This window comes from Paraburkholderia sp. PAMB 6770, assembly GCF_057748135.1.
In genome coordinates this window covers 1,584,352-1,606,499 of record NZ_CM173238.1, presented here as the reverse complement: position 1 = coordinate 1,606,499, position 22,148 = coordinate 1,584,352, and the positions used below count along the sequence as shown (strand labels likewise).

19 protein-coding genes are annotated in these 22,148 nt (G+C 66.7%); 14 read left to right on the top strand and 5 right to left on the bottom strand.

The window, feature by feature from the left end; genetic code table 11:
* Window positions 1–10: 10 nt before the first annotated feature.
* The 3 genes from AC3AP7_RS07375 to AC3AP7_RS07365 all read right to left on the bottom strand — a co-directional run bounded on the left by AC3AP7_RS07375 (window position 11) and on the right by AC3AP7_RS07365 (window position 3,189).
* Window positions 11–847, bottom strand: coding sequence for a p-hydroxycinnamoyl CoA hydratase/lyase (locus AC3AP7_RS07375; RefSeq protein WP_475764329.1), 837 nt, complete (start codon window positions 845–847; stop codon window positions 11–13).
* A gap of 68 nt (window positions 848–915) precedes the next feature.
* The gene (locus tag AC3AP7_RS07370; RefSeq protein WP_475764330.1) at window positions 916–2,388 is read right to left on the bottom strand and encodes a benzaldehyde dehydrogenase; all 1,473 of its coding nucleotides are present in this window, start codon (window positions 2,386–2,388) and stop codon (window positions 916–918) included.
* Window positions 2,389–2,421: 33 nt separating this feature from the next.
* Entirely contained in the window at window positions 2,422–3,189 is a 768-nt protein-coding gene (locus AC3AP7_RS07365) for a coniferyl-alcohol dehydrogenase (protein WP_475764331.1), read from the bottom strand.
* A gap of 173 nt (window positions 3,190–3,362) precedes the next feature.
* Here AC3AP7_RS07365 and AC3AP7_RS07360 point away from each other — a divergent pair, with 173 nt between their 5' ends.
* Window positions 3,363–4,835 (top strand): MFS transporter, encoded by a 1,473-nt coding sequence (locus AC3AP7_RS07360; RefSeq protein ID WP_475764332.1) that lies wholly within the window; start codon window positions 3,363–3,365, stop codon window positions 4,833–4,835.
* A gap of 290 nt (window positions 4,836–5,125) precedes the next feature.
* Here AC3AP7_RS07360 and AC3AP7_RS07355 read toward each other — a convergent pair whose 3' ends face one another.
* A complete protein-coding gene (locus AC3AP7_RS07355; RefSeq protein WP_475764333.1) occupies window positions 5,126–5,371 on the bottom strand; it encodes a DUF2934 domain-containing protein in 246 nt (81 codons plus the stop codon).
* 188 nt (window positions 5,372–5,559) lie between these two features.
* Here AC3AP7_RS07355 and AC3AP7_RS07350 point away from each other — a divergent pair, with 188 nt between their 5' ends.
* The 3 genes from AC3AP7_RS07350 (at window position 5,560) to glgX (ending at window position 10,476) form a co-directional block, all read left to right on the top strand.
* Complete coding sequence (locus AC3AP7_RS07350) at window positions 5,560–6,963, top strand: MFS transporter (protein WP_475764334.1); 1,404 nt, start codon at window positions 5,560–5,562, stop codon at window positions 6,961–6,963.
* Between the two features lie 119 nt (window positions 6,964–7,082).
* Complete coding sequence (locus tag AC3AP7_RS07345) at window positions 7,083–8,132, top strand: hypothetical protein (protein ID WP_475764335.1); 1,050 nt, start codon at window positions 7,083–7,085, stop codon at window positions 8,130–8,132.
* A 142-nt stretch (window positions 8,133–8,274) separates the two neighbouring features.
* Window positions 8,275–10,476 (top strand): glycogen debranching protein GlgX, encoded by a 2,202-nt coding sequence (gene glgX / locus AC3AP7_RS07340; RefSeq protein ID WP_475764336.1) that lies wholly within the window; start codon window positions 8,275–8,277, stop codon window positions 10,474–10,476.
* A 199-nt stretch (window positions 10,477–10,675) separates the two neighbouring features.
* On the opposite strand, the gene AC3AP7_RS07335 is transcribed toward glgX, so the two are convergent.
* Window positions 10,676–11,461 (bottom strand): GntR family transcriptional regulator, encoded by a 786-nt coding sequence (locus tag AC3AP7_RS07335; protein WP_475764337.1) that lies wholly within the window; start codon window positions 11,459–11,461, stop codon window positions 10,676–10,678.
* Window positions 11,462–11,856: 395 nt separating this feature from the next.
* On the opposite strand from AC3AP7_RS07335, the gene AC3AP7_RS07330 reads away from it, so the two are divergent.
* The 10 genes from AC3AP7_RS07330 to AC3AP7_RS07285 all read left to right on the top strand — a co-directional run bounded on the left by AC3AP7_RS07330 (window position 11,857) and on the right by AC3AP7_RS07285 (window position 22,148).
* On the top strand, window positions 11,857–12,504 hold the full coding sequence (locus AC3AP7_RS07330; RefSeq protein ID WP_475764338.1) for a cadmium resistance transporter: 648 nt from the start codon (window positions 11,857–11,859) through the stop codon (window positions 12,502–12,504).
* 175 nt (window positions 12,505–12,679) lie between these two features.
* On the top strand, window positions 12,680–13,483 hold the full coding sequence (locus AC3AP7_RS07325; RefSeq protein ID WP_475764339.1) for a GntR family transcriptional regulator: 804 nt from the start codon (window positions 12,680–12,682) through the stop codon (window positions 13,481–13,483).
* A 111-nt stretch (window positions 13,484–13,594) separates the two neighbouring features.
* Window positions 13,595–15,031 carry an ABC transporter substrate-binding protein gene (locus AC3AP7_RS07320; protein ID WP_475764340.1) on the top strand — a complete coding sequence of 479 codons (1,437 nt, stop codon included), beginning with the start codon at window positions 13,595–13,597 and terminating at the stop codon, window positions 15,029–15,031.
* Between the two features lies 1 nt (window position 15,032).
* The gene (locus AC3AP7_RS07315; protein WP_475764341.1) at window positions 15,033–15,932 is read left to right on the top strand and encodes an ABC transporter permease; all 900 of its coding nucleotides are present in this window, start codon (window positions 15,033–15,035) and stop codon (window positions 15,930–15,932) included.
* Complete coding sequence (locus AC3AP7_RS07310; protein ID WP_475764342.1) at window positions 15,929–16,789, top strand: ABC transporter ATP-binding protein; 861 nt, start codon at window positions 15,929–15,931, stop codon at window positions 16,787–16,789. Before AC3AP7_RS07315 ends, AC3AP7_RS07310 begins: the two co-directional genes overlap by 4 nt.
* Before the next feature lie 85 nt (window positions 16,790–16,874).
* Complete coding sequence (locus tag AC3AP7_RS07305) at window positions 16,875–18,242, top strand: arylsulfatase (protein ID WP_475764343.1); 1,368 nt, start codon at window positions 16,875–16,877, stop codon at window positions 18,240–18,242.
* Window positions 18,243–18,354: 112 nt separating this feature from the next.
* Window positions 18,355–19,251: a formylglycine-generating enzyme family protein gene (locus AC3AP7_RS07300; RefSeq protein ID WP_475764344.1), complete on the top strand. Its 897-nt coding sequence runs from the start codon at window positions 18,355–18,357 to the stop codon at window positions 19,249–19,251.
* A gap of 65 nt (window positions 19,252–19,316) precedes the next feature.
* Window positions 19,317–20,837 (top strand): SulP family inorganic anion transporter, encoded by a 1,521-nt coding sequence (locus tag AC3AP7_RS07295; protein ID WP_475764345.1) that lies wholly within the window; start codon window positions 19,317–19,319, stop codon window positions 20,835–20,837.
* A gap of 410 nt (window positions 20,838–21,247) precedes the next feature.
* A complete protein-coding gene (locus tag AC3AP7_RS07290; protein WP_475764346.1) occupies window positions 21,248–21,829 on the top strand; it encodes an RNA polymerase sigma factor in 582 nt (193 codons plus the stop codon).
* 10 nt (window positions 21,830–21,839) lie between these two features.
* On the top strand, window positions 21,840–22,148 hold the full coding sequence (locus AC3AP7_RS07285) for a hypothetical protein (protein ID WP_475764347.1): 309 nt from the start codon (window positions 21,840–21,842) through the stop codon (window positions 22,146–22,148).

Genomic DNA, 22,148 nt, shown 5'->3' with positions numbered 1-22,148 from the left:
GCTCCTGCGCTCAGGCCGGCTTGCGGGTCACGTCATAGGTGCCGAGACCGGGCTTGTAGATCTTGTCGTCGAGGAACTGTCTAAGGCCCTCCTTGCGGCCCTCGTCGTCGAAGCTGTTGGCCGCTTCCTGGGCACGCACGAGAAAGTCCTCGGCATTATCGTAGGTCATCTCGCGCACCCGGCGAATCGCATCCTTCGTGGCCTTCAGCGCGACCGGATTCTTCTTCAGCAGCGCCTGCGCCACTTCGAGGACGCGCGCCTGCAGGCGCGCCGCGGGCACCGCCTCGTTGACGAGCCCCCATTCCTCCGCCTTGCGGCCGTCGATATTCTCGCCGAGCATCGCGTGGTACATCGCGCGGCGAAACGACAGCAGTTCGGCGGCAACCTTCGACGCACCGCCGCCCGGCAGAATACCCCAGTTGATTTCCGACAGGCCGAAGCGCGCGTCGTCGGCGCAGAACGCGAGATCGCACGCAAACAGCGGACCATAGCCGCCGCCGAAACACCAGCCGTTGATCATCGCAATCGTCGGCTTCTGATACCAGCGCAGGCGCCGCCACCAGCCATAGCTCTCGCGCTGGGCCTTGCGCGTGCCCTGCAGACCCTGCGCCTCGGTGTCACGGAAATACGCCTGAAGGTCCATGCCGGCGGTCCATGCAGACCCTTCTCCGGTCAGCACGAGGACGCCCACGTCGGGATGGAACTCCAGTTCGTCGAGCACCTGCATCATGCGGCGGTTCAATGCCGGACTCATCGCGTTACGCTTTTCCGGGCGGTTGAACTTCACCCACGCGACGCCTTCCTCGATGCTGAAAGCGACGGTCTGCTCTTCTTCACGGCTAGTCATTTCGTATACCTTATCAATAACGGAAAACGGTGAAACACGGCGCCCGCGCGCAGGCGCCTGTCTGCGGCTCAGAACGGATACTGCGGCACGGCGTCCCTGATCGTCACCCACTGCCAGTGCGTGTACTGCTCCCAGTCGGCCGGACCGCCGACGCTCGTGCCGTTGCCCGAGGCGCCGGTGCCGCCGAACGGGTTGATCACTTCGTCGGCAACGGTCTGGTCGTTGATATGCAGGAGCCCGGTGTGCAGCCGCTCGCCGATCGCCATGGCCCGCCCGAGCGACGCCGAGATCACGCCCGCCGACAGCCCGTATTCGGTGCGATTGGCGAGTTCGACCGCTTCGTCGTCGGTGTCGAACGGAATCACGCTGGCGACCGGTCCGAAGACTTCCTCGTCGAACGCGCGCATGCCCGGCTTCACATGGGACAACACCGTGGGCCGGTAAAACAGGCCCTCGTGCGTGCCGCCCGCCTCGACCACGGCGCCCGCGGCGACCGACGCGCCGACGATGTCGACGACGTTCTGCAGTTGCCGCCGGTCGATGATCGGACCGAGCGCGACCTGGGCCACGGCGGGGTCGCCCACCGGCAGGTTGCGCGCCTTGTCGGCGAGACGCCGCGTCAACTCGGCCGCGATGCTGCGTTGGACCAGCACCCGGCCTGTCGCCATGCAGATTTGTCCCTGATGAAACCACGCGCCGAACGCGATGGCCGACACCGCCCGGTCGAGATCCGCGTCGTCCAGCACGATCAGTGCGTTCTTGCCGCCGAGTTCGAGCGAGACCTTCTTCAGATGGCGCCCCGCCAGTTCGCCGATCTTGCGGCCCGCGGACGTGGACCCGGTGAACGCGATCATCGGCACGCCCGGCGCCTCGACGAGCGCCTGCCCCACGTCCGCGCCGCCGGGCAGCACGTGCAACAGCCCTTTGGGCAGGCCCGCGGCCGCCAGCACTTCGGCGATCACGCAGCCGCCGGCATACGGCGTGCGCGGATCGGGCTTCACCACGACCGCATTGCCCACGGCGAGCGCCGGTGCGACCGAGCGCAGCGACAGCACCAGCGGAAAATTGAACGGCGAGATCACGCCGATCACCCCGAGCGGCAATTGCCGCGCAAGGCTGAGCCGCCCCGGCGCACTCGGCAGCACGCGTCCGCTGGCTTCCAGCGGCATGGCCGCGGCGCGCTGCAGCAAGACGATCGCCTCGCGCACTTCATGCTCGCCCTTCGCCAGAATGGCGCCGGTCTCGCGCGCGATCAGCGCCGCCGCCGCGGGAGCCTGCTCCTGCAACAGCGCGGCTGCCCGATGAAAAACCGCGGCGCGCTCGCGCGGCGGCGTCGCGGCCCACGCGCGCTGCGCCGCGCGCGCCGCTTTCACCGCAGCCGCGACGTCTGCCGGCGTGGCCTCGCCAACCTGATGCAGCCATTGCCCCGAAGCAGGTTCGACGACGTCGAGGACGCCGGGCGCCTCGATCCAGTCGCCGTTGAAGATTGCGCCTCGCCAGGTGGCGGGGTTGGCGAGCCAAGCGCCTGAAAGCGTACTCATCGTGCGTGTCTCCTGTCGTCGTTGATCGGATGTTCAGATTGCGGTGGCCGCCAGTCCGCCGTCGACGGGCAGATTGACGCCGTTGATCCAGCGTGCGGAATCGGAAGCGAGAAACACGATGGCTTCGGCGACTTCGTCGGCATACGCGGGGCGCTTCATCTTCGCCGCATCGGCTTCGACGCGCTCCGGCCCGAGCATCGTGACGAAGTCGCCCAGGATCGGCGTAAAGACCGGACCCGGCGCGACGCTGTTGACCCGCACCGAATGCCTTGCAAACCAGTCCTGCGCGCGACGTGCGCTCCACACGATCAGCGCCTCCTTGAAGTACTGATAGCAGGTGGCCTGCGGCACGGGATGGCCGCCGAGCCATGCGGCGCCGGCCTCGAATCCGGCCGCCTCGGCCAGTTGCCGGTGCAGTTCGAGCCGCTGCGGCCACTGCGCCCCGAGGATCGACGCGACGTTGATCACGCTGCCGCCGGGCGCGATGCGCGGCAGCAACGCTTCGCTGAGATGGCGCAGCCCCAGATAGTTCACGCGCGCGACGACATCGACCGGCGCCGTGCCCGGCACCCCCGCGATATTGGCCAGCGCGTCGATACGCTCCGGCAGGCGGGCGGCCAGTGCATCGATTGCGGCCGGATCGCCCAGATCGGCCTGATGGAACGCCTCCAGCGTCAGGTTGACCGGCTGACGATCGACGCCGATCACGCGCGCGCCATGAAACCTGGCGAGGCGCGCCGTCTCCGCGCCGATGCCGGACGCGACACCCGTGACAACGAGGGTTTTCCCGTGCAGATTCATTGCTGCTGTCTCCATGGTTTCGTTTAATCGCCATTTTTAGTTTTATACCATAATCGTTACATGACATAACTATTTTTTCGAGCTGCACCGCAGCATGAATCCGGGGCGGCGGCACGCAGCCAGGCACGCCGCCTGCTTGCGCTTGCCTCTCGTCCCACCCGACGAGAACCCTCATGCGCGTCGCCACGCCGCCCCCCGCAACGGCCGAGGTCGTCGAGACCGATCTGCCGGCGCGCCTCGACCGACTGCCGTGGGGCCGCTTTCACGTGCTGATCGTGGTGGCGCTCGGCGTGACCTGGCTGCTGGACGGCCTCGAAGTCACCCTGGCCGGCGCAGTCGCCAGCGCATTGAAGACGAGCCCCGTGCTGCACCTGGACGACGCGCAGATCGGTCTCGCCGGCAGCGCGTACATCACGGGCGCCGTACTCGGCGCGCTCGTCTTCGGCTGGCTGACCGACCGGCTGGGCCGGCGCAAGCTGTTTTTCGTGACGCTCGCGGTCTATCTGCTGGCCACCGCCGCGACCGCGCTGTCGTGGAGCTTCGCGGCGTTTCTCGCGTTTCGTCTGCTCACGGGCGCCGGCATCGGCGGCGAGTATGCGGCGATCAATTCGACGATCCAGGAGTTCACGCCGGCGCGCGTGCGCGGCTGGACCGACCTCAGCATCAACGGCACGTTCTGGGTCGGTGCGGGCATCGGTGCCGCGGGATCGCTCGTGCTGCTCGATCCTCGCCTGCTGCCGCCGGACTGGGGCTGGCGCGCGTGCTTCTTCATCGGCGCCGCGCTCGCGCTGCTCATTCTGCCGATGCGCGCATGGATACCGGAAAGCCCGCGCTGGCTGCTCACGCACGGCGAACACGCGGCGGCGCGCACGATCGTCGAGCGGATCGAGGCACGCTTTCGCGACGCCGGCCACACGCTCGCCGCCCCGCCGGCCGACCGGCTGCGGCTGCGCGCGCACAGCCGCACCGCACTCTCTACCGTGCTGCGCACGATCTTCGTGCGGCATCGCCGGCGCGCGTTCGTCGGCCTCGCGCTGATGACCGCGCAAGCGTTCTTCTATAACGCGATCTTCTTCACGTACGCGCTCGTGCTCACGGACTTCTATCACGTGCCAGGCGACGCGGTCGGGCTATACCTGCTGCCGTTCGCGCTCGGCAATGTCCTCGGGCCGATCGTGCTGGGCCGGCTCTTCGATGTCGTCGGCCGGCGCACGATGATTGCCGCGACCTATGCGCTGTCCGCCGTGCTGCTCACGGCGAGCGGCTACCTGTTCGAGCAGGGGCTGCTCACGGTCGCCACGCAGACGCTCGCGTGGATGGTGATCTTCTTCTTCGCATCCGCGGCAGCCAGCTCCGCCTATCTGACCGTCAGCGAGTCGTTTCCGCTGGAGATCCGCGCGCTCGCCATTGCGATCTTCTATGCATTCGGGACGGGGCTGGGCGGCATCGTCGGCCCCGCGTTCTTTGGCCGGCTGATCGACACGCATCTGCGCGGTCAGGTGTTCGCGGGCTACCTCGTCGGCTCCGCGCTCATGCTCGGCGCGGCCGTCGCCGCGGCAATCTGGGGCGTGGACGCCGAGCGCAAGCCGCTCGAGCAGGTCGCGACGCCGCTCGGCGCGGTCCAGGACGATCCGGGGCGGGGCTGAGTGCCGCTGAACGAACGTGCGCGCCTTCCCGCGCGGACAGGCGGAGAGGGGCTGTCAGCAACGGCACGGTGGTCCGGCTCGCGGTGGTCCGGCTCGCGGGCGCGGGCACCGCACCGCACCGCACCGCACCGCACCGCACCGCACGATAAACAATCGTCGCAATCGTTGCAGCCACATCCATGACGCAGCGCAGCGCCACAGCCCGCCTGGTCGAAATTGCGCATGCCCGTGTAAAACTGCGCCGCCGCACAGCGTCTGCCGCATCGCATCGCGGCAGACGCACACGATGGTCAGCGTCGACGGGCCTCGCGCGCCCGCTCACCCGACGACTCCCGCTCACCCTCCTTCAGCGACTCCCCGGCGTCGCGCCGCTTGCCCGATTGCCCGGCGGCCGGCGGCGGCTCGGCGCCGCCTTCGGCGTCGATCTGTGCCTCGGCGCGTCGCCAGTATTCGTCCGCCTGTCCTTCCGGCGAACCGCTTTCTTCCCAGAGCCGGTAGGCACGCTGCCGGATTCTGTCTTCCTTTTGCTGATCCATGCGACCCTCCTTGTCGAGCGAACGGATGCCGAGCGCTGCGGCAAGGCCGGACGCCCCGCCGCCTCACTGCCTGCGCACGGCGCGTACCCGGGGGCCGCAGACGCACGCATGACGCGAATCGCTTCGCCGCCTGCGCGGGACCAACGCTTGCTGGTGGGCGATGCCTGTCCATCGCACCGTCACAGACCATGTCTGACGCCCATCCTCCCGTTTCCCGCCAGATCGTCGCCCTCCCCGCGGACCTTCGCGCCTGGATCCAGCCGTGGTACGGCGCCTACGCGATACTCGGCGCGCTCGCCTCCGGCTTCGCCGTGATCGCGATCCCGCTCGTCGTCAGCCGGGGGGGCGGCAGCGCCAGCGAAATCGGCGTGGCGATCGCCGCGCAGAACATCGGCGTGGTATTCGCGCCGCGGTCAGGCCCACTTGCCGACCGCACGCGTGCCTATCGCGCGATCTTCTTTGCCGGGTTCATCCTGATCGCCGCGGGGTTCCTCGGGTTCACGCTGCTGCACGGACTGCGGCCGTGGCTTGCGAGTGCTTTTCTGATCGGACTCGGCACCGGCGCGTCGAACACGGTGGCCGCGCTGTTCATCGTCGAATTCGCGCCGAAGGCGCAATGGAGCCCTCGCATCAGCTGGCTGCAAACCTTCAATGCAGTCGGCTCGATGTTCGGCATGGCACTCGTCGGATTCCTGTCCGCACGGCTCACGACCCTCGTCGCCGCACCGCTCGCCGTCCCGGCGCTCGTCATCGGCGCGCGCGGCCTGCCCGTGCCGGGCGGCACGTTTCATCTGCCGCATCTGCGCCACAACCTTAAGGATGACGAACTATTGCATCTGCCAAGATACAGTGGACCCAACGCTGCGTCGGTGATCGGCCACCTGCGCCGGCCGCGCCGCGACGCGTTCGTCCGCGCCGGACGCATCTCGTTGTCCGGATTCGGACTGTTTCTCGCCGCGTGGTTTCTCTTCTCGCTGGCGGTGTCGTCATTCGGTTCGCTCTACCGGGTTCTGATGGACAAGCGCTTCGACATCGACGTCGCGCGCGCTTCGATGCTGATGTCGGTTGCGACCGGCATCAGCATACCGCTGTACAACTTCGCAGGCCGGCTCACGACCCGGCGCGGCCCCGGTGCGTCGCTGCGGATCGGCCTTGCGGCGCGGATGGCGACACTCGGCGGCCTCGCCATGCTGGCGTTTTTTCATCCCGGATGGGTGATATTGCCGGTGATCGCGCTGTTCGGCAGCTACCAGGGCATCTGGCCGTTGCTGAGCGTCGCCTCGAACGATCTGGCCGCCGACCTCGCGCAGTTCGGCGCGGGCGCCGCGATGGGCCTGTTCAACGCCACGGCGGCGCTCGCGTCCGCATGCGGGGCGATTGTCGGCGGCACGATTGCGGATCATTTCGGCTATCCGAGCGTGTGCGCGTTCGCGGCGCTCGGCGCCCTCGCCGCGTTGGGCTGCGCGTTCGGGCTGCGCGGGTCCGCGCCCGGCGCGAGCGGAGCCGCTCCGCAGCAACAGTCTGTGGCGCAGGACGGCCGCGGCACGCACGGCGCGTCGGGCCCGGCCGCATCCGGCGGACCGAAGCCATAACGGCACGCGCGCCGGCCATTCGCGGCGAGCGCGGACACCCGTCTCACGCGTCCACAGCCCCGGCATGCGCCGCGGCACGTTTTCTGCTGATGCCAGCGAAACGACACATCGGAGGCAACATGAGCCAGACAGATCGACTGGGTGCGGACCTCGCGGCCTCGCACGAAGCGCCGTACGGGTATCGGCGCGCACCGTCCGCCGTTTCGTGGGGGGCGGTCATCGCGGGCGCGCTCGGCATGACGGCCTTTTCGCTCATCCTGATCATGCTCGGCACCGGGCTGGGACTCTCGTCGCTTTCGCCGTGGCCCGGCAATGGCATGCACGCGAGAGCATTCGGCGTGGCGGCGATCATCTGGGTCTGCGTGACGCAACTGATGTCGGCCGGACTCGGCGGCTATCTGGCCGGCCGCCTGCGGCGCCACTGGCCCGGCGCAAGCCTCGACGAAACGCACTTTCGCGACAGCGTTCACGGCTTTCTTGCATGGTCGGTGGCGACACTGCTGAGCGCCGTCGTCCTCACTTCCGCGCTCTCCGGGATCGCGCGCGTGGGCATCGCGCAAGCCGGCGCTGCGGCGCCGGCGATGGCAGGCCCGGTGAGCGCGGCTGCGCGCGGCAACGCGCGTGCCGCCTACGAGACCTGGCCCATCGGCTATTTCATCGACAGCATGCTGCGTCCGGCCGCAGGGGCCACCGCATCTGCCGCATCTGCCGCATCTGCCGCATCTGCCGCATCTGCTGCGTCTGCCGCAGCTGCCGCGTCTGATGCACCCGCTGCATCTGTCGCATCCGCGCCCTCCGCGCTCTCCTCTGCCCAGGACACTGCGCCGTCCGCAGCCGTTCTCGCCGAACAGAACCGCGCGATCGGGCGCATCTTTCTGAACGCGCTGCCGGCGCGCGGCACGCTCGCGCCCGCCGACGCCGCCTACCTCGCGCGCATCGTCGCACAGCGAACCGGGCTCGCGCCGGCGGATGCGCAGACGCGCGTCGCGACGATCTGGTCGGGCCTCGTGAACAAGCTGAACGCGCTCGACGACGCATCGCGCGCCGCCGCGGACGAGGCGCGCCGTATCACGATCCACGTGACCCTGTGGCTGTTCATTTCGCTGCTGATGGGGGCATTTGCCGCCAGTCTGATGGCGACCGTCGGCGGCCGGATGCGCGAACACTGAATCCGACGCGGCACATCTGCGTTACGAACCGCAACCCCAAGGAGGCAATCATGCGCTCGATCCTGCTCTATCTGCTCGGCGTTCCCATTCCGGTCATCATCCTGATCGCGCTTTTGTGGCATTGAGCCCGGGAGCCGCCGCCATGCCCACTTCGAGCAAGACCGCGACCCGCATCGCCGAGGGCCAGCCCTTCCCGCTGGGCGCCACATGGACCGGCAACGGCGTCAATTTCGCGTTGTTCTCGGCGAATGCGACCCAGGTCGAACTGTGCCTTTTCGACGCCGCCGGCCAGCGCGAGATCGAGCGCATCGTGCTGCCCGAGTACACCGACGAGGTGTGGCATGTGTTCGTGCCCGACCTGAAGCCCGGCGCGGTCTACGGCTATCGCGTGCATGGCCCGTATGAACCGCACGCGGGACACCGCTTCAATCCGCACAAGCTGCTGCTCGATCCGTACGCCAAGGCGCACGTCGGCGCGCTCGTGTGGAATCCGGCGGTGTTCGGCTACACGCTCGGCAGCGCCGACGCCGACCTCTCGTTCGACGCGCGCGACAGTGCGCCCTATGTGCCGCGCTGCCGGGTCGTCGACCAGACCTTCGCCTGGCATCACCCGCTGCGCGAGCGCGTCGCGCGCGAACGCACGATTCTCTACGAGACGCACGTGCGCGGCTACACGATCCGGCACCCCGGTGTGCCCGAGGACGAGCGCGGCACTTTCGCGGGACTCGCGAACCCGAAGGTCATCGAAACGATTCGCGAACTAGGCGTGACGTCGGTCGAACTGATGCCCGTCCACACCTTCGTGAACGACGCGCATCTGCTCGAACGCGGACTGACGAACTACTGGGGCTACAACACGATCGGCTTCTTCGCGCCCGATCCGCGCTATTCGGTGGGCGCACAGGCGTCCATCGACGAATTCAAGAACATGGTCGACCGGTTCCACGAAAGCGGTCTGGAGATCGTCCTCGACGTCGTCTACAACCACACGGCCGAAGGCAGCGAGCTCGGACCGACGCTGTCGTTTCGCGGCATCGACAATGCGTCCTGGTACCGCCTGATGCCGGACGAGCCGCGCTATTACATCAACGACACGGGCACCGGCAATACGCTCAACCTGTCGCATCCGCGCGTGCTTCAGATGGTCACGGACAGCCTGCGCTACTGGGTGGTCGAAATGGGCGTCGACGGCTTTCGCTTCGATCTCGCCACGATCCTCGGGCGCGAACCGTACGGCTTCGACGAGGGCGGCGGCTTTCTCGACAGCTGCCGTCAGGACCCGATTCTCTCCAGCGTGAAGCTGATCGCCGAGCCCTGGGACTGCGGGCCCGGCGGCTACCAGGTGGGCGGCTTTCCGCCTGGCTGGGCCGAATGGAACGACCGCTTTCGCGACACCGTCCGCGCATGGTGGAAAGGCGACGAAGGCATCGCGCCGGATCTCGCGACACGCCTGTGCGCATCGGGCGACCATTTCAACCGGCGCGGACGACGCCCGTGGGCGAGCGTGAACTTCGTGACCGCGCACGACGGCTATACGCTGCACGATCTCGTTTCCTACAACGAGCGTCATAACGAGGCCAACGGCGAAGACAACCGCGATGGACACGGCGATAACCGCTCATGGAACTGCGGCGCGGAAGGCCCGACCGGCGACGCCGGCATCCGCCTGTTGCGCGAGCGCCAGAAGCGCAATTTCCTCGCGACGCTGCTGCTGGCCCAAGGTACGCCGATGCTGCTGGCCGGCGACGAATTCGGACGCACGCAGCAGGGTAACAATAATGCCTACTGTCAGGACAACGCGCTCAGCTGGATCGACTGGGAGGCAATCGACGACGACGGCCGCGCGCTGGCCGACTTCGTGCGCAAGCTCACGACGTTGCGTCACGCACTGCCGGTCCTGCGTCGCAACCGCTTTCTCATCGGCGAGCATAACGACAAGCTCGGCGTGACGGACGTCGCATGGCTCTCGCCGGCAGGCGTGCCGCTCGTCGACGAACAATGGGGCGATGCCCGGATGCAATGCTTCGGCATGCTGATCGATGGTCGATCCAGAACCAGCGGCATCATGCGGCTTGCAGCGGACGCGACCTTGCTCATCGTGTTCAATGCGTATCACGACGTCGTCGGATTTACGCTGCCTTCCGTGCCGGGCAACGACCAGTGGACGTGCCTCGTCGACACACATATGCCGGTCCGCGACGAACTGCCGGTCTTCGAGGCGGGCGATGTCTACCAGGTGACAGGCCGCTCGCTGCTGCTGTTCGCACTGCACGCGCGCGGCGCGACGGAACGCGTATTCGCGCGCCTCGCGAGCGATTTGACCGACGAAGTGAAAAATCCGTAATGGCGGTCGTACAACGCGTGTGCGCGCGTGTGCGTCATGCTGCTGCACGGTTATCGCCCGCACGGGAAACACGGCGCGCGCACACGCGCGACAAGCGCCGTTCGTGCCACGCGATGCGGGCGATATTTCGCCGCCGCCGGCTTGCAGCACGTGCGGGTATGCGCGGCAACGACACCCGTCGCGGCCGGGTTCGCTCCGCTCAGCCCGCGCGTCTCACCTTGCCGTTGGCCGTGGCCGCGCGCTTGCGTTCGACACGCATCCGGTACTGGAACGTGCCGGAACGGAAATACAGATATTCGAAATCCACAGGCCTTCCGCGGCTATCGTGCGTGAGCCGTTCGATACGCAGCAATGGCGCGTCCTTCCTGATCGCCAGCGCACGGGCGGTGGCGCTGTCCGCGGACGTTGCATCGATGCTCAGATCGGCGGCGCCGAGCGCCATGCCGCAGTCGTTTTCGAGAATCAGGAAGATGTCGCGCGTCGCCAGATCGGCGCGCTGCAAACGGCGGCCGATCGCTTCCGGCAGAAACGTGATTTCATAGGAGACCGGCTCGCGATTGAGCAGTCGCACCCGGTGGATCTCGGCCACCACAGCGTGCTCCTCCAGGCCGAGTTTTCCGGCAACCTCGACCGGTGCCGGAACGAAGCGGAACTGGACGACACGGTTGATGATCTCATGGCCGCTGCCCGACATCGCCTCCGCGAAGCCCTGCAGCGACGTCACATTCTGAAAGGCCTTTGGTTGAGAAACGAAAGAGCCCTTGCCGTGCACCCGGAAAATCAAGCCTTCTTTCTGCAGATCGCCCAGCGCCTGCCGGATCGTGATGCGGCTCACTTCGAACATCGCCTGAAGTTCGCTCTCGGACGGCATGCGGCTATGCGGCGGATACGCGCCGTCGAGAATGCCCGTGCGCAGCGTGTTCTTGATCTGGATGTAGAGCGGAACGGGTGAATCGATCGCAAAGGCGGGGCGGCGTTTCGGCATGGAAAAAGGACCGGTGTAAAGGCCAACGCCGGTATCCGCAGCTTGAGGTCTGCGGATTATAACCTCGCCTGCACGCGGGTGCGCCCGCCGTTTGCGCCCCGGTCAGCGCGCCGGCTCGCCACGCGGCGCCCGCGGATGGCACGCTCCGTCCACGACATCGCCCCCCTGCCGCAAAGAGGCGCGCCTCTGCGCGCACCGTGCCGGCAGGACGGCTGCGCTGCACCGGCAAGCAGCAGCCATGCACCTCCGCGCTTCCCGATGCACGTTTTTCTGGCGATACGACACGCGCAAAGCCCGTCTGGACGGCATGCGTGCGTTGGCATCGACCTTGCTAGATATGCCGCGTACTGACATGTCATAACAAGTTACCCGACTGAACAGCCCGGCAGAGACCTATGACTTTCTGGATAGAACTGATCGTGACAGCCGCCCTTGCCTACGTGTCCACCAACGTCGACGGCTACGCGCTCCTGCTCGGCTTTTTCAGCGACGCGCGGTATCGCACCGTCGACATCGTGGCGGGCCAGCTCGTGAGCTTCGCAGCCCAGCTTGCGTTGTCCGCCAGTGTCGTTGCACTCGCGTTCGCAGGCCATCAGGCGGTTATCGGCCTGCTCGGGATCGTGCCGCTTTCCATCGGACTGAAGCGTATCGTCGACCGGCGCCGGTCCGCTACCCCGCGGGATCCGGCGTCGATGGATACCTCCGGGATGCGGCCTTATCCGCGCCTGCGCACCGGCCACGCGCGACACGTCGCAACCGTGGCAATGGCCGCGACGAGCTGCGCGACCGACAACGTGCTCGCGTACTCGGCCACGCTTGTCCGGCGCACCCTGCCGCAAGCCACCTCGATCGTCGTCGTGCTCGCCATTCTCACGCTGGCGATGTGCGTCTGCGCATTCGCGGTTGCGCGCCTGCATATTGCGCCGGGGGCGATTCGTCACGCGATCAGGCAGCTCTCGCCATTCGTCACGGCGACGATCGGCATGGCCTTGCTGGTCCGCTTCGACACGCTCACCTGGCTCTGCTCGTTCGTCCGGGCATGAGCGATATGCGCACCAGCAGCCCACACCGATGCACCGCGCGTCACGGGGCGCAGCACCAGCGCGGTGCCCCGGCCGCGCGAGGAACGGCTAAACGCCGCTGAAAAGGCCTTTACGCGCATGGCATATGTCTTGCCTCGAACCGTCCATCTTGTAATGACAAGCTATATCCACTGACATGAGAACGAGCGAAATCAGCACCGAACCGGTTCCCGGTTCCCGTCACGGCGGCGATTCCACGCATCTCGAAGCGCACTGCCCGCTTTACACGCAGATCGCCGATATCCTGCGCGACCGGATCCTGCAGGGGACGTATCAGCCGAACGCGCAGATGCCCTCGGAAAGCGAGTTGATGGCGTCGTTCGGCGTCAGCCGCATCACGGTCCGCCAGGCGCTCGGCAATCTGCAAAGCGAGGGGCTGATTTTCCGGATCCACGGCAAGGGTACCTATGTGTCGCATCCGCGCGCGTATCAGGATCTCGGCAGCCTGCAGGGGTTCGGCGCCGCCATGCGCGAAATCGGCTATGACACGCATTCGCGGGTCCTGGCGACGCGTACGGTCCGCCCGCCCCAGCATGTCGCGAGGCGGCTCGGTCTGGACGAGGACGACCGGGTGACGGAGTTGCGCCGTCTGCGATTTCTGAATCGCAAGCCGATCTCGCTCGACGTTTCCTTTCTGCCCGAGGCAGTCGGACGCCGTGTGGCAAAAGCCGACCTCGCCAATCGCGACGTTTTTTCCGTGCTCGAAAACGACTGCCAGATCGCGCTGGGTCATGCCGATCTGCGGATGTGCTCGATTCTCGCCACCGAGGAGCTGCAGTCCCTGCTCGGTGTCGCGGAGGGCGCGCCCATTCTCTTCATCGAGCGCGTGATCCACACGCGCGAGGGCGCGCCACTCGAATACGAAGAACTGTACTACCGGGGAGACGCATTCCAGTTCAAGGTTCGCGTCGAGCGCCATGCTAACCAGGCGCTTGTCTGATCCCCCGATGCTGGGCCACGCGCAGGCGTCCATCGGGCGGCCTGGTTCTTGTCAGCATGACATGGGCGCCACGACGGATCCGCTCATGTCGTCATCACCTGGGGTTACATCATGCGAATGAAGGGTTTCATCTGCCGCACGCTTTGCAGCGCATCGCTGATCGCAATGGGTTCCATGCTCGCCGGCGCTGCCCGGGGCGAGACCATCAACATCGGCATCGGGACACAGGACACGACGACCAATACCGTCACGGCCGGCATCGTGATCCGGCAACTCGGTCTGCTCGACAAGTATCTGCCGCGAACCGGCAAATACCAGGGGGTCAAGTACAACATCACGTGGCAGAACGCCACGTCGGGGCCGCCCATCACGAACGGCATGATCGCGGGCAACCTGCAGATCGGCATGATGGGCGACTACCCGCTGCTCGTCAACGGCGCGACCGGACATGCGACCGGCAACGACACCGAACTCGTCGCCGTCATCGCCTACAACGCGCTGGGTAGCGGCAACGGCGTCGTGGTGCCGAAGAACTCGCCTTACTACGATCTCGACGATCTCAAGGGCAAGCGCGTATCGGTGCCGTTCGGCTCGGCCGCGCACGGGATGCTGCTCGCCGCGCTGCAAAGCCGCGGTCTGCCGAGCGACTACTTCGAGCTCGTCAACCAGTCTCCCGAAGTCGGCAGCACCAGCATCCAGGAGAACCGCATCGATGCGCATGCGGACTTCGTGCCGTTCGCCGAACTGCTGCCGTTTCGCGGCTACGCCCGCAAGATTTTCGACGGCGCCGAGACCCGTCAGCCGACCTTTCACGGCATCGTGATCCGCAAGGACTTCGGCGAGAAGTATCCGGAAGTGGTGGTCGCGTACATCAAGGCGATGCTCGCGGCGGACGACTGGCTGCGCCACGACCCCGAGCAGGCGGCCCGGCAGATCGAGACCTGGACGCACACGCCCAAAGAGGTGGCCTACATCTTCCTCGGTCCCGGCGGCATCGACACGCTCGATCCCACGATCAAGCCCCGCTGGGTCGCCGCGCTGAAAACCGACTACGGCGTGCTCAAGCGGCTGAAGATGGTCAAGGACCTGAACATCGACCAGTGGGTCGACGACCGGTATGTGCGCGAAGCCTACAAGGAGCTGGGTCTGAACTACGACGCGCAACTCGCGAATTTCAGCAATTACCCGGTCGAAGGCAGGGATCCGGTCTGCAAGGTCGCCGTCACGAAGCCCGCCGACGCAGGGCAGATCTGGGTGGACGGCGCGCGCATCGTGCCGTTCAGTTCGCCCGTCTGCACGCTCGAAGCGGTGAATCGCTATCACGCCGAAGGCAAGAAGCTCGACGCGGTCTACCTGACCGATCACGCGCTCGGCGTGATGGTATTCGCCAACGCCGCGTTCTATACGGTGGACGCGCAAAACGGCACGGCGCCGGACATCGTCCCGTGGCTGCTCAAGCGCGACGCGCAACAGTACGCGAAGAAGACCGGGGCGAGTGTCGCCACCTACACGCAGGCGCTGGCTGCGGCCGGCAACGGAGGGCATTGACATGGAACGCTCATGGGACATCGAGCTCGATCACGCGTTGCCCCCAGCGCTCGCGGAGGCCCTGCAAAAACCGGCGCGCCGTTCGCGCCGGCTCAGCCTGCCGCACGCCGGCAGCCTGAAGAGCCTCGTGGTGCGCGCCGTCCTCGCGACGGTTTCGATCGGCGCCCTGCTGCTCGTCTGGTATCTCGGCACCCGCTACAGGCTCCAGTTCTACATCCGCTTTCAGGATGTGCCGACGCCGCTCGACGTGCTGCACGAAGCGCTCAGTGTCGTCGGGTCAAGCAAGTTCGGCGTGGATATCGCCGACAGCTTGCGACGCATCCTGCTCGGATTCACCGCGGCGCTCGTGCTGGGCGTCGGCATCGGTCTGCTGATCGGACGCTATCGGCTCGTGCGCCTGCTGTGCATGCCGGCGATCGAGGTTCTCCGGCCGATTCCGGCGATCGCGTGGGTGCCGCTGTCGATCATGCTGTGGCCGACGACCGAATCCTCGATTGTGTTCATCACGTTCATCGGCGCGTTCTATCCGGTGCTGCTCAACACCGTCGACGGCGTCGACTCGCTCGACGGCGTGCTGCTGCGGGCGGGGCGCTGCCTGGGCGCGAATGAAATCCAGCTGTTCTGGTACGTGATCCTGCCAGGCGTGATGCCGAACATTTTCACGGGACTCGCGGTCGGCATGGGGGTCGCGTGGGTGTCGCTGATCGCCGCCGAAATGATCGCGGGGCAGTACGGCGTCGGCTACTACACGTGGGAAGCCTATTCCCTCGTCGACTATCCGGCGATCGTCTTCGGGATGATCACGATCGGCGCACTCGGGCTTGCCTGCAGCGGCGCGATCCGCCTCGTCGGGCAACTCATGATGCCGTGGCTCGCCTTTGTCAAAGGAGCGCGCAAATGAATCACACAGCGAAAGGCCTCGTTCAATGCACCGGGATCGGCGTCGTGTTCGGCTCGGGCGACGCGCAGACGGAAGCCGTCAAGGACGTCTCGATCACGGTGCGGCCGCACGAGTTCGTGTCCCTGATCGGACCGTCGGGGTGCGGCAAATCCAGCTTGCTGGGCATCGTCGCGGGCTTCACGAAGCCCTCGCGCGGAAGCGCCACGCTGGACGGCGTGCCGATCCAGAAGCCCGGCGCCGAGCGCGGCGTGGTGTTCCAGCAGTATTCGCTCTTTCCGTGGCTGCGGGTACGCGAGAACGTCGAGTTCGGTCTGAAAATGGCCGGCGTCCCCCGCACCCGGCGCGAGAGCACGGCGCGCACGCTGCTCGGCCTCGCGGGCCTGCTCGCGTTCGAGCATCACTATCCGGACCAGCTGTCGGGCGGCATGCGCCAGCGCATCGGCATCGTGCGCGCGCTCGCGGCGAGTCCGCGGGTTCTGCTGATGGACGAGCCGTTCGGCGCACTCGATACGCAGACGCGCACCGTCATGCAGGAAATTCTCACCAACATGTGGCAGCGGTTCCGGCTCTCGGTGCTGTTCATCACGCACGACATCGAAGAAGCCGTCTTTCTCTCCGACCGCATCTACGTGATGACCGCGCGCCCCGGGCGCATCAAGGCGGAAATCGACGTGCCGCTGCCGCGCCCGCGCACCGCCGAGATGTTCGGCACGCCCGCGTTTGCGGATCTGGTGCAGCGGCTCAAGGGGCTGATTCGCGAGGAATCGCTCGCGGCGATGGGCCCCGAACTGGAAACAGGCGGTGTCGCCGGATTCGGGCTGGAGGTCGGTCCGGCCGGCGTCGACACGGTGATGTAAGCGTCGCCCGCGCGCGCCGCATGTCGCAGCGCGCGCGCCCCTGAACGCGAGCAGGACTCGCACTTTATACACAGGAGTTTTTGTAATGAACAAAAAACCGAACATTCTCTTTTTCCACGTCGACAATCTGGGGATGGGAGAGCTCGGCTGCTACGGCGGCGGAAGGCTGCGCGGCGCCGACACGAAGCACATCGACGCGTTCGCGAAAGAAGGGATGAAACTCACGCATTACGTGGTGGAACCGCAGTGCACGCCCACGCGTTCCGCGTTGATGACCGGGCGCTATCCGATCCGCTCCGGCAATCACACGATCGCGCTGGGCGGCAATGGCGGCGGCCTCGTCTCCTGGGAAATCACGATCGCCGAGATTCTCGAACAGGCCGGCTATAAATCATCGTGTCTCGGCAAATGGCACATCGGCGCCGAGGACGGCCGCTTTCCGACCGACCACGGCTTCGACGAGTGGTATGGCCCGCTGCGCACCTACGACGAGTGCATGTGGCTCGAAGATCCTCACTACGTGCCCGAGCGCGACGGCTATTCGCACATGCACGAAGGCCGCAAGGGCGAAGGCACCCGTGCGCTGCTCGACGAGCAGCTGACGATGGAAACCAAGAAAACCTGCGACCTCGAATACCAGAAGCGCGGCATCGACTTCATGCAGCGCTGCGCCGCGCAGGACGAGCCGTTCTTCCTGTACTTCAACCATTCGCTGATGCACTTCCCGATGCTCCCCCGCGACGAATTCGTCGGCAAGAGCACCAACGGCGACTGGGGCGACTGCCTGCTGATGCTCGATCACGACTTCGGCGTGCTGCTCGCCGAGCTCGACCGGCTCGGCATTGCCGACGACACGATCGTGATCCTGTGCGGCGACAACGGCGCCGAGGATCATCTGGCCGGTCGCGGCACCGGCGGCTTTTTCGACGGCTCGTACTTCAGTTCGGCGGAAGGCGGCATCCGCACGCCGCTGCTCGCGCGCTGGCCGGGCCACATCCAGGCCGGCATCGAGAGCAACGAGATGGTGCACGTGACGGACATGTTCACGACGCTGCTGCGCTTCGCCGGCTGCGACGTGCCGCACGACCGGCTGATCGACGGCCGCGACCAGAGCGCGTTCTTCCGCGGCGAGCAGGACACGTCGAACCGCGAATCGTGCATGGTCTGGCTCAAGGACGAACTGCATGCGGTGAAATGGAAAGACTTCAAGATCAACTTCAAACGTCAGCAGCATTTCCACGATCCCGAGTTGCCGCTTGGCTTTGCGCGCATCACGCATCTGCAGGAAGATCCGAAGGAGCGCGAAGCAGTGAATCAGCGCTACGTGCGCTGGTGGGTGATGCAGCACGCGCATCGCGTCGTGCGCGAGTTCGACGAGAGCGTCAGGCGCGAAGCGCTGATTCCGCCTGGCTCGCCGCTCGACTTCGTGCCGAAGTCGGCGATGACGGAGTAACGCCATGCGAGCGCCGCCAGCGGATAGCGGTCCTGCGAAGCCCGGATGTTGCGGCTGCGCAGGCCAGACAGCGAAGCAAACGACGCAGCCGGGCGACGCCGTCGAGTCGCGCGTGCGCGACTCGTTGACGTCCGGCATGACACGGGTGCGCGGCGGCGCGTTTCTGATGGGTTCCGACGCGTTCTATCCGGAAGAGCGTCCGGCGCGGCGCACGCGTGCACCGGACTTCTGGATCGACGCGCATCCCGTCACGAATGCGCAGTTCGCCGCGTTCGCAGCCGCGACCGGCTATCTGAGCACGGCCGAGCGCGCGCCCGATCCGGCGCGTTATCCGGACGCCGACCCCGCGCTGCTCTGCCCCGGTTCGCTGGTCTTCACGCAGCCAGCCGGGCGCGTGGGACTGCGCGATTACCGGCAATGGTGGGCATACGTGCCCGGCGCGAGCTGGCGGCACCCGCAGGGGCCGCACAGCGATCTCGCCGGCCTGCACGATCACCCGGTCGTCCATGTCTCGTTCGCGGACGCTCATGCGTACGCGACGTGGGCGGGCAAGACCTTGCCGAACGAGATCGAGTGGGAATACGCAGCGCGCGGCGGGCTCGACGGCGCGATCTACCCGTGGGGCGACGAGTTCGCTCCGGACGGCGTGCAGATGGCCAATACCTGGCAAGGTGCGTTCCCGTGGCAAAATACGGCCCTCGACGGCTATGAACGCACGTCGCCGGTCGGCTCGTTTCCGCCCAACGGCTACGGTCTTTACGACGTGGCGGGCAACGTCTGGGAATGGACCGCCACACGCTACGGCGCGGCCCCCGGCGCCGAAGAGGCCAAATCGTGCTGCATTCCGTCGTCCGGCCTCGACGATCCGACGGTGCGCAACGTGGTGAAGGGCGGTTCGCACCTCTGTGCGCCCAGCTACTGCCTGCGCTACCGGCCGGCCGCCCGCCAGGGGCAGACACTCGATACCTCGACGAGCCATATCGGCTTTCGCTGCATCGTCCGGATCTGATCTTCATGTGCGGCCCTCTTCGGGAGGCGCCGCACACCCTATTGTTCTCGCAAACGGATGCTTTCATGACATCTCCCGTTACCGGAATCGACGCCCCGCCCGATGCGCGCGGCTCCTCGCATCGCTTTTGGCCGGCCACGCGCCGCGAATGGTTCCGGGAAGTGCTGGCCGGCGTGGTGACGAGCCTCGCGCTGGTTCCGGAGGTCATTTCGTTCTCCTTTGTTTCTGGCGTCGATCCGCGCGCCGCGCTGTTCGCGTCTGTCGTGCTGCTCGTCGTCACCTCGCTGTTCGGCGGACGGCCCGCGATGGTGACCGCCGCGGCGGGCTCGGTCGCACTCGTCGTGGGGCCGATGACGCACGCGCACGGCGCGGGCTATATCCTGCCCGCCGTGCTGCTGGCCGGCATCGTGCAGATCGGCTTCGGTCTGGGCGGCTTCGCGCGCATGGTCCGCTTCATTCCGCGCCCGGTCATGCTCGGTTTCGTCAACGCACTCGGCGTGCTGATCTTCTGCGCGCAGGTGCCGCACGTGCTGCACCAGACGTCCGCCGTGTACGGCCTGTTCGCGCTCACGCTCGGCATCGTGCTGGTCATGCCGCGCTTCACGCGGGCGATCCCCTCGCCGCTGCTCGCGATCGCCGCGGCCACGCTGCTGACCGTCGTGTTGCATGGGACAGTACCGACCGTGGGGGGCGCCCAGCCCTCCCACGCGAACGCGGCCGGCTTGCCGGGATTGACCGCGTGGGTCGTGCCGTTTTCGTTCGAGACGCTTCGCATCGTCTGGCAGCCGGCGCTCAGCATCGCGTTCGTCGGCCTGATGGAAACGCTGCTCACGGCCACGCTGGTCGACGAAATCACGCATACGCCGTCGGACAAATCGCGCGAATCCTGGGCGCTCGGCGCCGCCAACCTGTGTGCGGGCGCTTTCGGCGGTATTGCGGGCTGCGCGATGATCGGGCAGACGGTCGTGAACGTCAGCATCGGCCGCGCCCGCACGCGTCTGTCGACGCTCGCGGCGGCGCTCACGCTGCTGCTGATGATCACGGGCCTGAGCACGGTGATGGCCTACATTCCGATGGCGGCGCTGGCCGCGGTGATGATGGTGGTGGCGTTCAAGACGGTCGACTGGCACAGTCTGCGTCCGGCCACGCTGCGACACCTGCCGGTTACGGAAACGGTGACGATGCTGCTGACCGTGGCGGTGACCGTGTACACGGGCAACCTCGCGCTCGGCGTGGTGGGCGGCGCGCTGCTCGCCACCCTGCTGCTCGCGCGCCGGCTCGCGCGCGCGGCGGGGGCGACGCGCACGCTGTCCACGGACGGCGGCAGCGTGCGCTACGACGTTCACGGACCGCTGTTTTTTGGCAGCAGCAACGGGCTTGTCGAACACTTCGATTACACCGGCGATCCACGGTCGGTGTCGATCGACCTTTCGCGCTCGCGGATCTGGGACGCGTCGAGCGTCGCCGTGCTCGACGCGATCGCGCTGAAATACCGTCGGCGCGGCACCGACGTCGAGTTTGTCGGGCTCGACGAGCATAGCCGCGATTTTCACGCACGCCTGAGCGGCAAACTGAACGTCGGCTGATATCGCGGGTCGCCGCGGGTCGCCGCATATTACGGCGGCGCGGCGGGCGCCGGAGCGCGCCGCTCGTCCGGGCCGCGCACCGGGACAATATTGCCGGCCAGCCACGCCGAAACGCCTGACGGGCAGTGGACAGCCGCTGTCCGTCCACACTGCAGAACCGGCGCCGGACGCGTCTGAAAGAGCCCGCGCCCTCGATCCCGTCACCGCCGCAATGCGCCCTCAAGACTGTCATGCGCGATCGCGCGTGCCATGCGGGCGATCTCTGCGCACCATCCTGTTCCATAATGCTCATCGTGCCGGGCCGTGCCGGGCCGTGCCGGGCCGTGCCGCGTCCTGCCGCCCGGCAATTCGGCAACGCAGTTTTTTTGCGCTCGCCACAATATCCGCGCGCCTGAAACGTCTTCAGGCGCATGGAACCGCCTCCCACCTCGCGCCCGATGACCGACCCAGACCGCGACATCACCGCGACCGTGATGCGTGAACGAGCGAGGCTCGTCAATTTCATCCGGCGCCGCATTCGCGACCCGGACGATGCCGAGGACATCCTTCAGGACGTATTCCATGAATTCGTGCAGGCGTACCGGCTGCCCGCTCCGATCGAGCAGGCGAGCGCCTGGCTTTTTCGCGCCGCACGCAACCGCATCATCGATCGCTTTCGCAAGAAGAAAGAGCAGCCGCTGACCGATCCGCACGAGGGAGAGGACGACGCGAGCGGCGAGTATCGCCTCGACCTCGCCCTGCCGGCGCACGATGACGGTCCCGAAGCACGCTACGCCCGCGCGCTGCTGCTTCAGGCCTTGCAGGACGCGCTCGACGAGTTGCCGCCGAATCAGCGCGAAGTGTTTGTCGCGCACGAACTGGAGGGCCGTTCCTTCAAGGAGATGGCCGCGCAAGGCGGTGTCTCGCTCAATACGCTGCTCGCGCGCAAACGCTACGCGGTCTTGCATCTGCGCACGCGGTTGCAGGCGATTTATGATGAACTCGATATCTAGAGGAATCCGAATGAAATTTCGAATCAGATGTGCAGGTAAGGCGCTGCTTGTGGTGGTCGCCGTCGGCGTGCTCGGGTGGGTCGTCATGATGCTGTGGAACTGGGTGATTCCGGCGCTATTCGTCGGCGCCCGTGCGATCGACTTCGCCCATGCGCTGGGCCTGCTGGTGTTGAGCCGCATCCTGTTCGGCGGATTTCGCGGACACGGCGGCTGGCGCGCACGGCGTCACTGGCGCAAATGGGAAGCCATGACGCCCGAGGAACGCGAGCTGTTCCGGACCGCGTGGCGATCGGGCCGCGCGCCGCGCACGGGAGAGTGA

Excerpts from the sequence above, each read along its gene's own strand:
- AC3AP7_RS07305 (WP_475764343.1), top strand. The coding sequence starts at position 16,875 with ATGAACAAAAAACCGAACATTCTCTTTTTCCACGTCGACAATCTGGGG.
- AC3AP7_RS07360 (WP_475764332.1), top strand. The coding sequence starts at position 3,363 with ATGCGCGTCGCCACGCCGCCCCCCGCAACGGCCGAGGTCGTCGAGACC.
- glgX (WP_475764336.1), top strand. The coding sequence starts at position 8,275 with ATGCCCACTTCGAGCAAGACCGCGACCCGCATCGCCGAGGGCCAGCCC.
- AC3AP7_RS07325 (WP_475764339.1), top strand. The coding sequence starts at position 12,680 with ATGAGAACGAGCGAAATCAGCACCGAACCGGTTCCCGGTTCCCGTCAC.
- AC3AP7_RS07365 (WP_475764331.1), bottom strand. The coding sequence starts at position 3,189 with ATGAATCTGCACGGGAAAACCCTCGTTGTCACGGGTGTCGCGTCCGGC.
- AC3AP7_RS07330 (WP_475764338.1), top strand. The coding sequence starts at position 11,857 with ATGACTTTCTGGATAGAACTGATCGTGACAGCCGCCCTTGCCTACGTG.
- AC3AP7_RS07290 (WP_475764346.1), top strand. The coding sequence starts at position 21,248 with ATGGAACCGCCTCCCACCTCGCGCCCGATGACCGACCCAGACCGCGAC.
- AC3AP7_RS07370 (WP_475764330.1), bottom strand. The coding sequence starts at position 2,388 with ATGAGTACGCTTTCAGGCGCTTGGCTCGCCAACCCCGCCACCTGGCGA.
- AC3AP7_RS07355 (WP_475764333.1), bottom strand. The coding sequence starts at position 5,371 with ATGGATCAGCAAAAGGAAGACAGAATCCGGCAGCGTGCCTACCGGCTC.
- AC3AP7_RS07345 (WP_475764335.1), top strand. The coding sequence starts at position 7,083 with ATGAGCCAGACAGATCGACTGGGTGCGGACCTCGCGGCCTCGCACGAA.
- AC3AP7_RS07295 (WP_475764345.1), top strand. The coding sequence starts at position 19,317 with ATGACATCTCCCGTTACCGGAATCGACGCCCCGCCCGATGCGCGCGGC.
- AC3AP7_RS07350 (WP_475764334.1), top strand. The coding sequence starts at position 5,560 with ATGTCTGACGCCCATCCTCCCGTTTCCCGCCAGATCGTCGCCCTCCCC.
- AC3AP7_RS07285 (WP_475764347.1), top strand. The coding sequence starts at position 21,840 with ATGAAATTTCGAATCAGATGTGCAGGTAAGGCGCTGCTTGTGGTGGTC.
- AC3AP7_RS07335 (WP_475764337.1), bottom strand. The coding sequence starts at position 11,461 with ATGCCGAAACGCCGCCCCGCCTTTGCGATCGATTCACCCGTTCCGCTC.
- AC3AP7_RS07315 (WP_475764341.1), top strand. The coding sequence starts at position 15,033 with ATGGAACGCTCATGGGACATCGAGCTCGATCACGCGTTGCCCCCAGCG.
- AC3AP7_RS07310 (WP_475764342.1), top strand. The coding sequence starts at position 15,929 with ATGAATCACACAGCGAAAGGCCTCGTTCAATGCACCGGGATCGGCGTC.
- AC3AP7_RS07375 (WP_475764329.1), bottom strand. The coding sequence starts at position 847 with ATGACTAGCCGTGAAGAAGAGCAGACCGTCGCTTTCAGCATCGAGGAA.
- AC3AP7_RS07320 (WP_475764340.1), top strand. The coding sequence starts at position 13,595 with ATGCGAATGAAGGGTTTCATCTGCCGCACGCTTTGCAGCGCATCGCTG.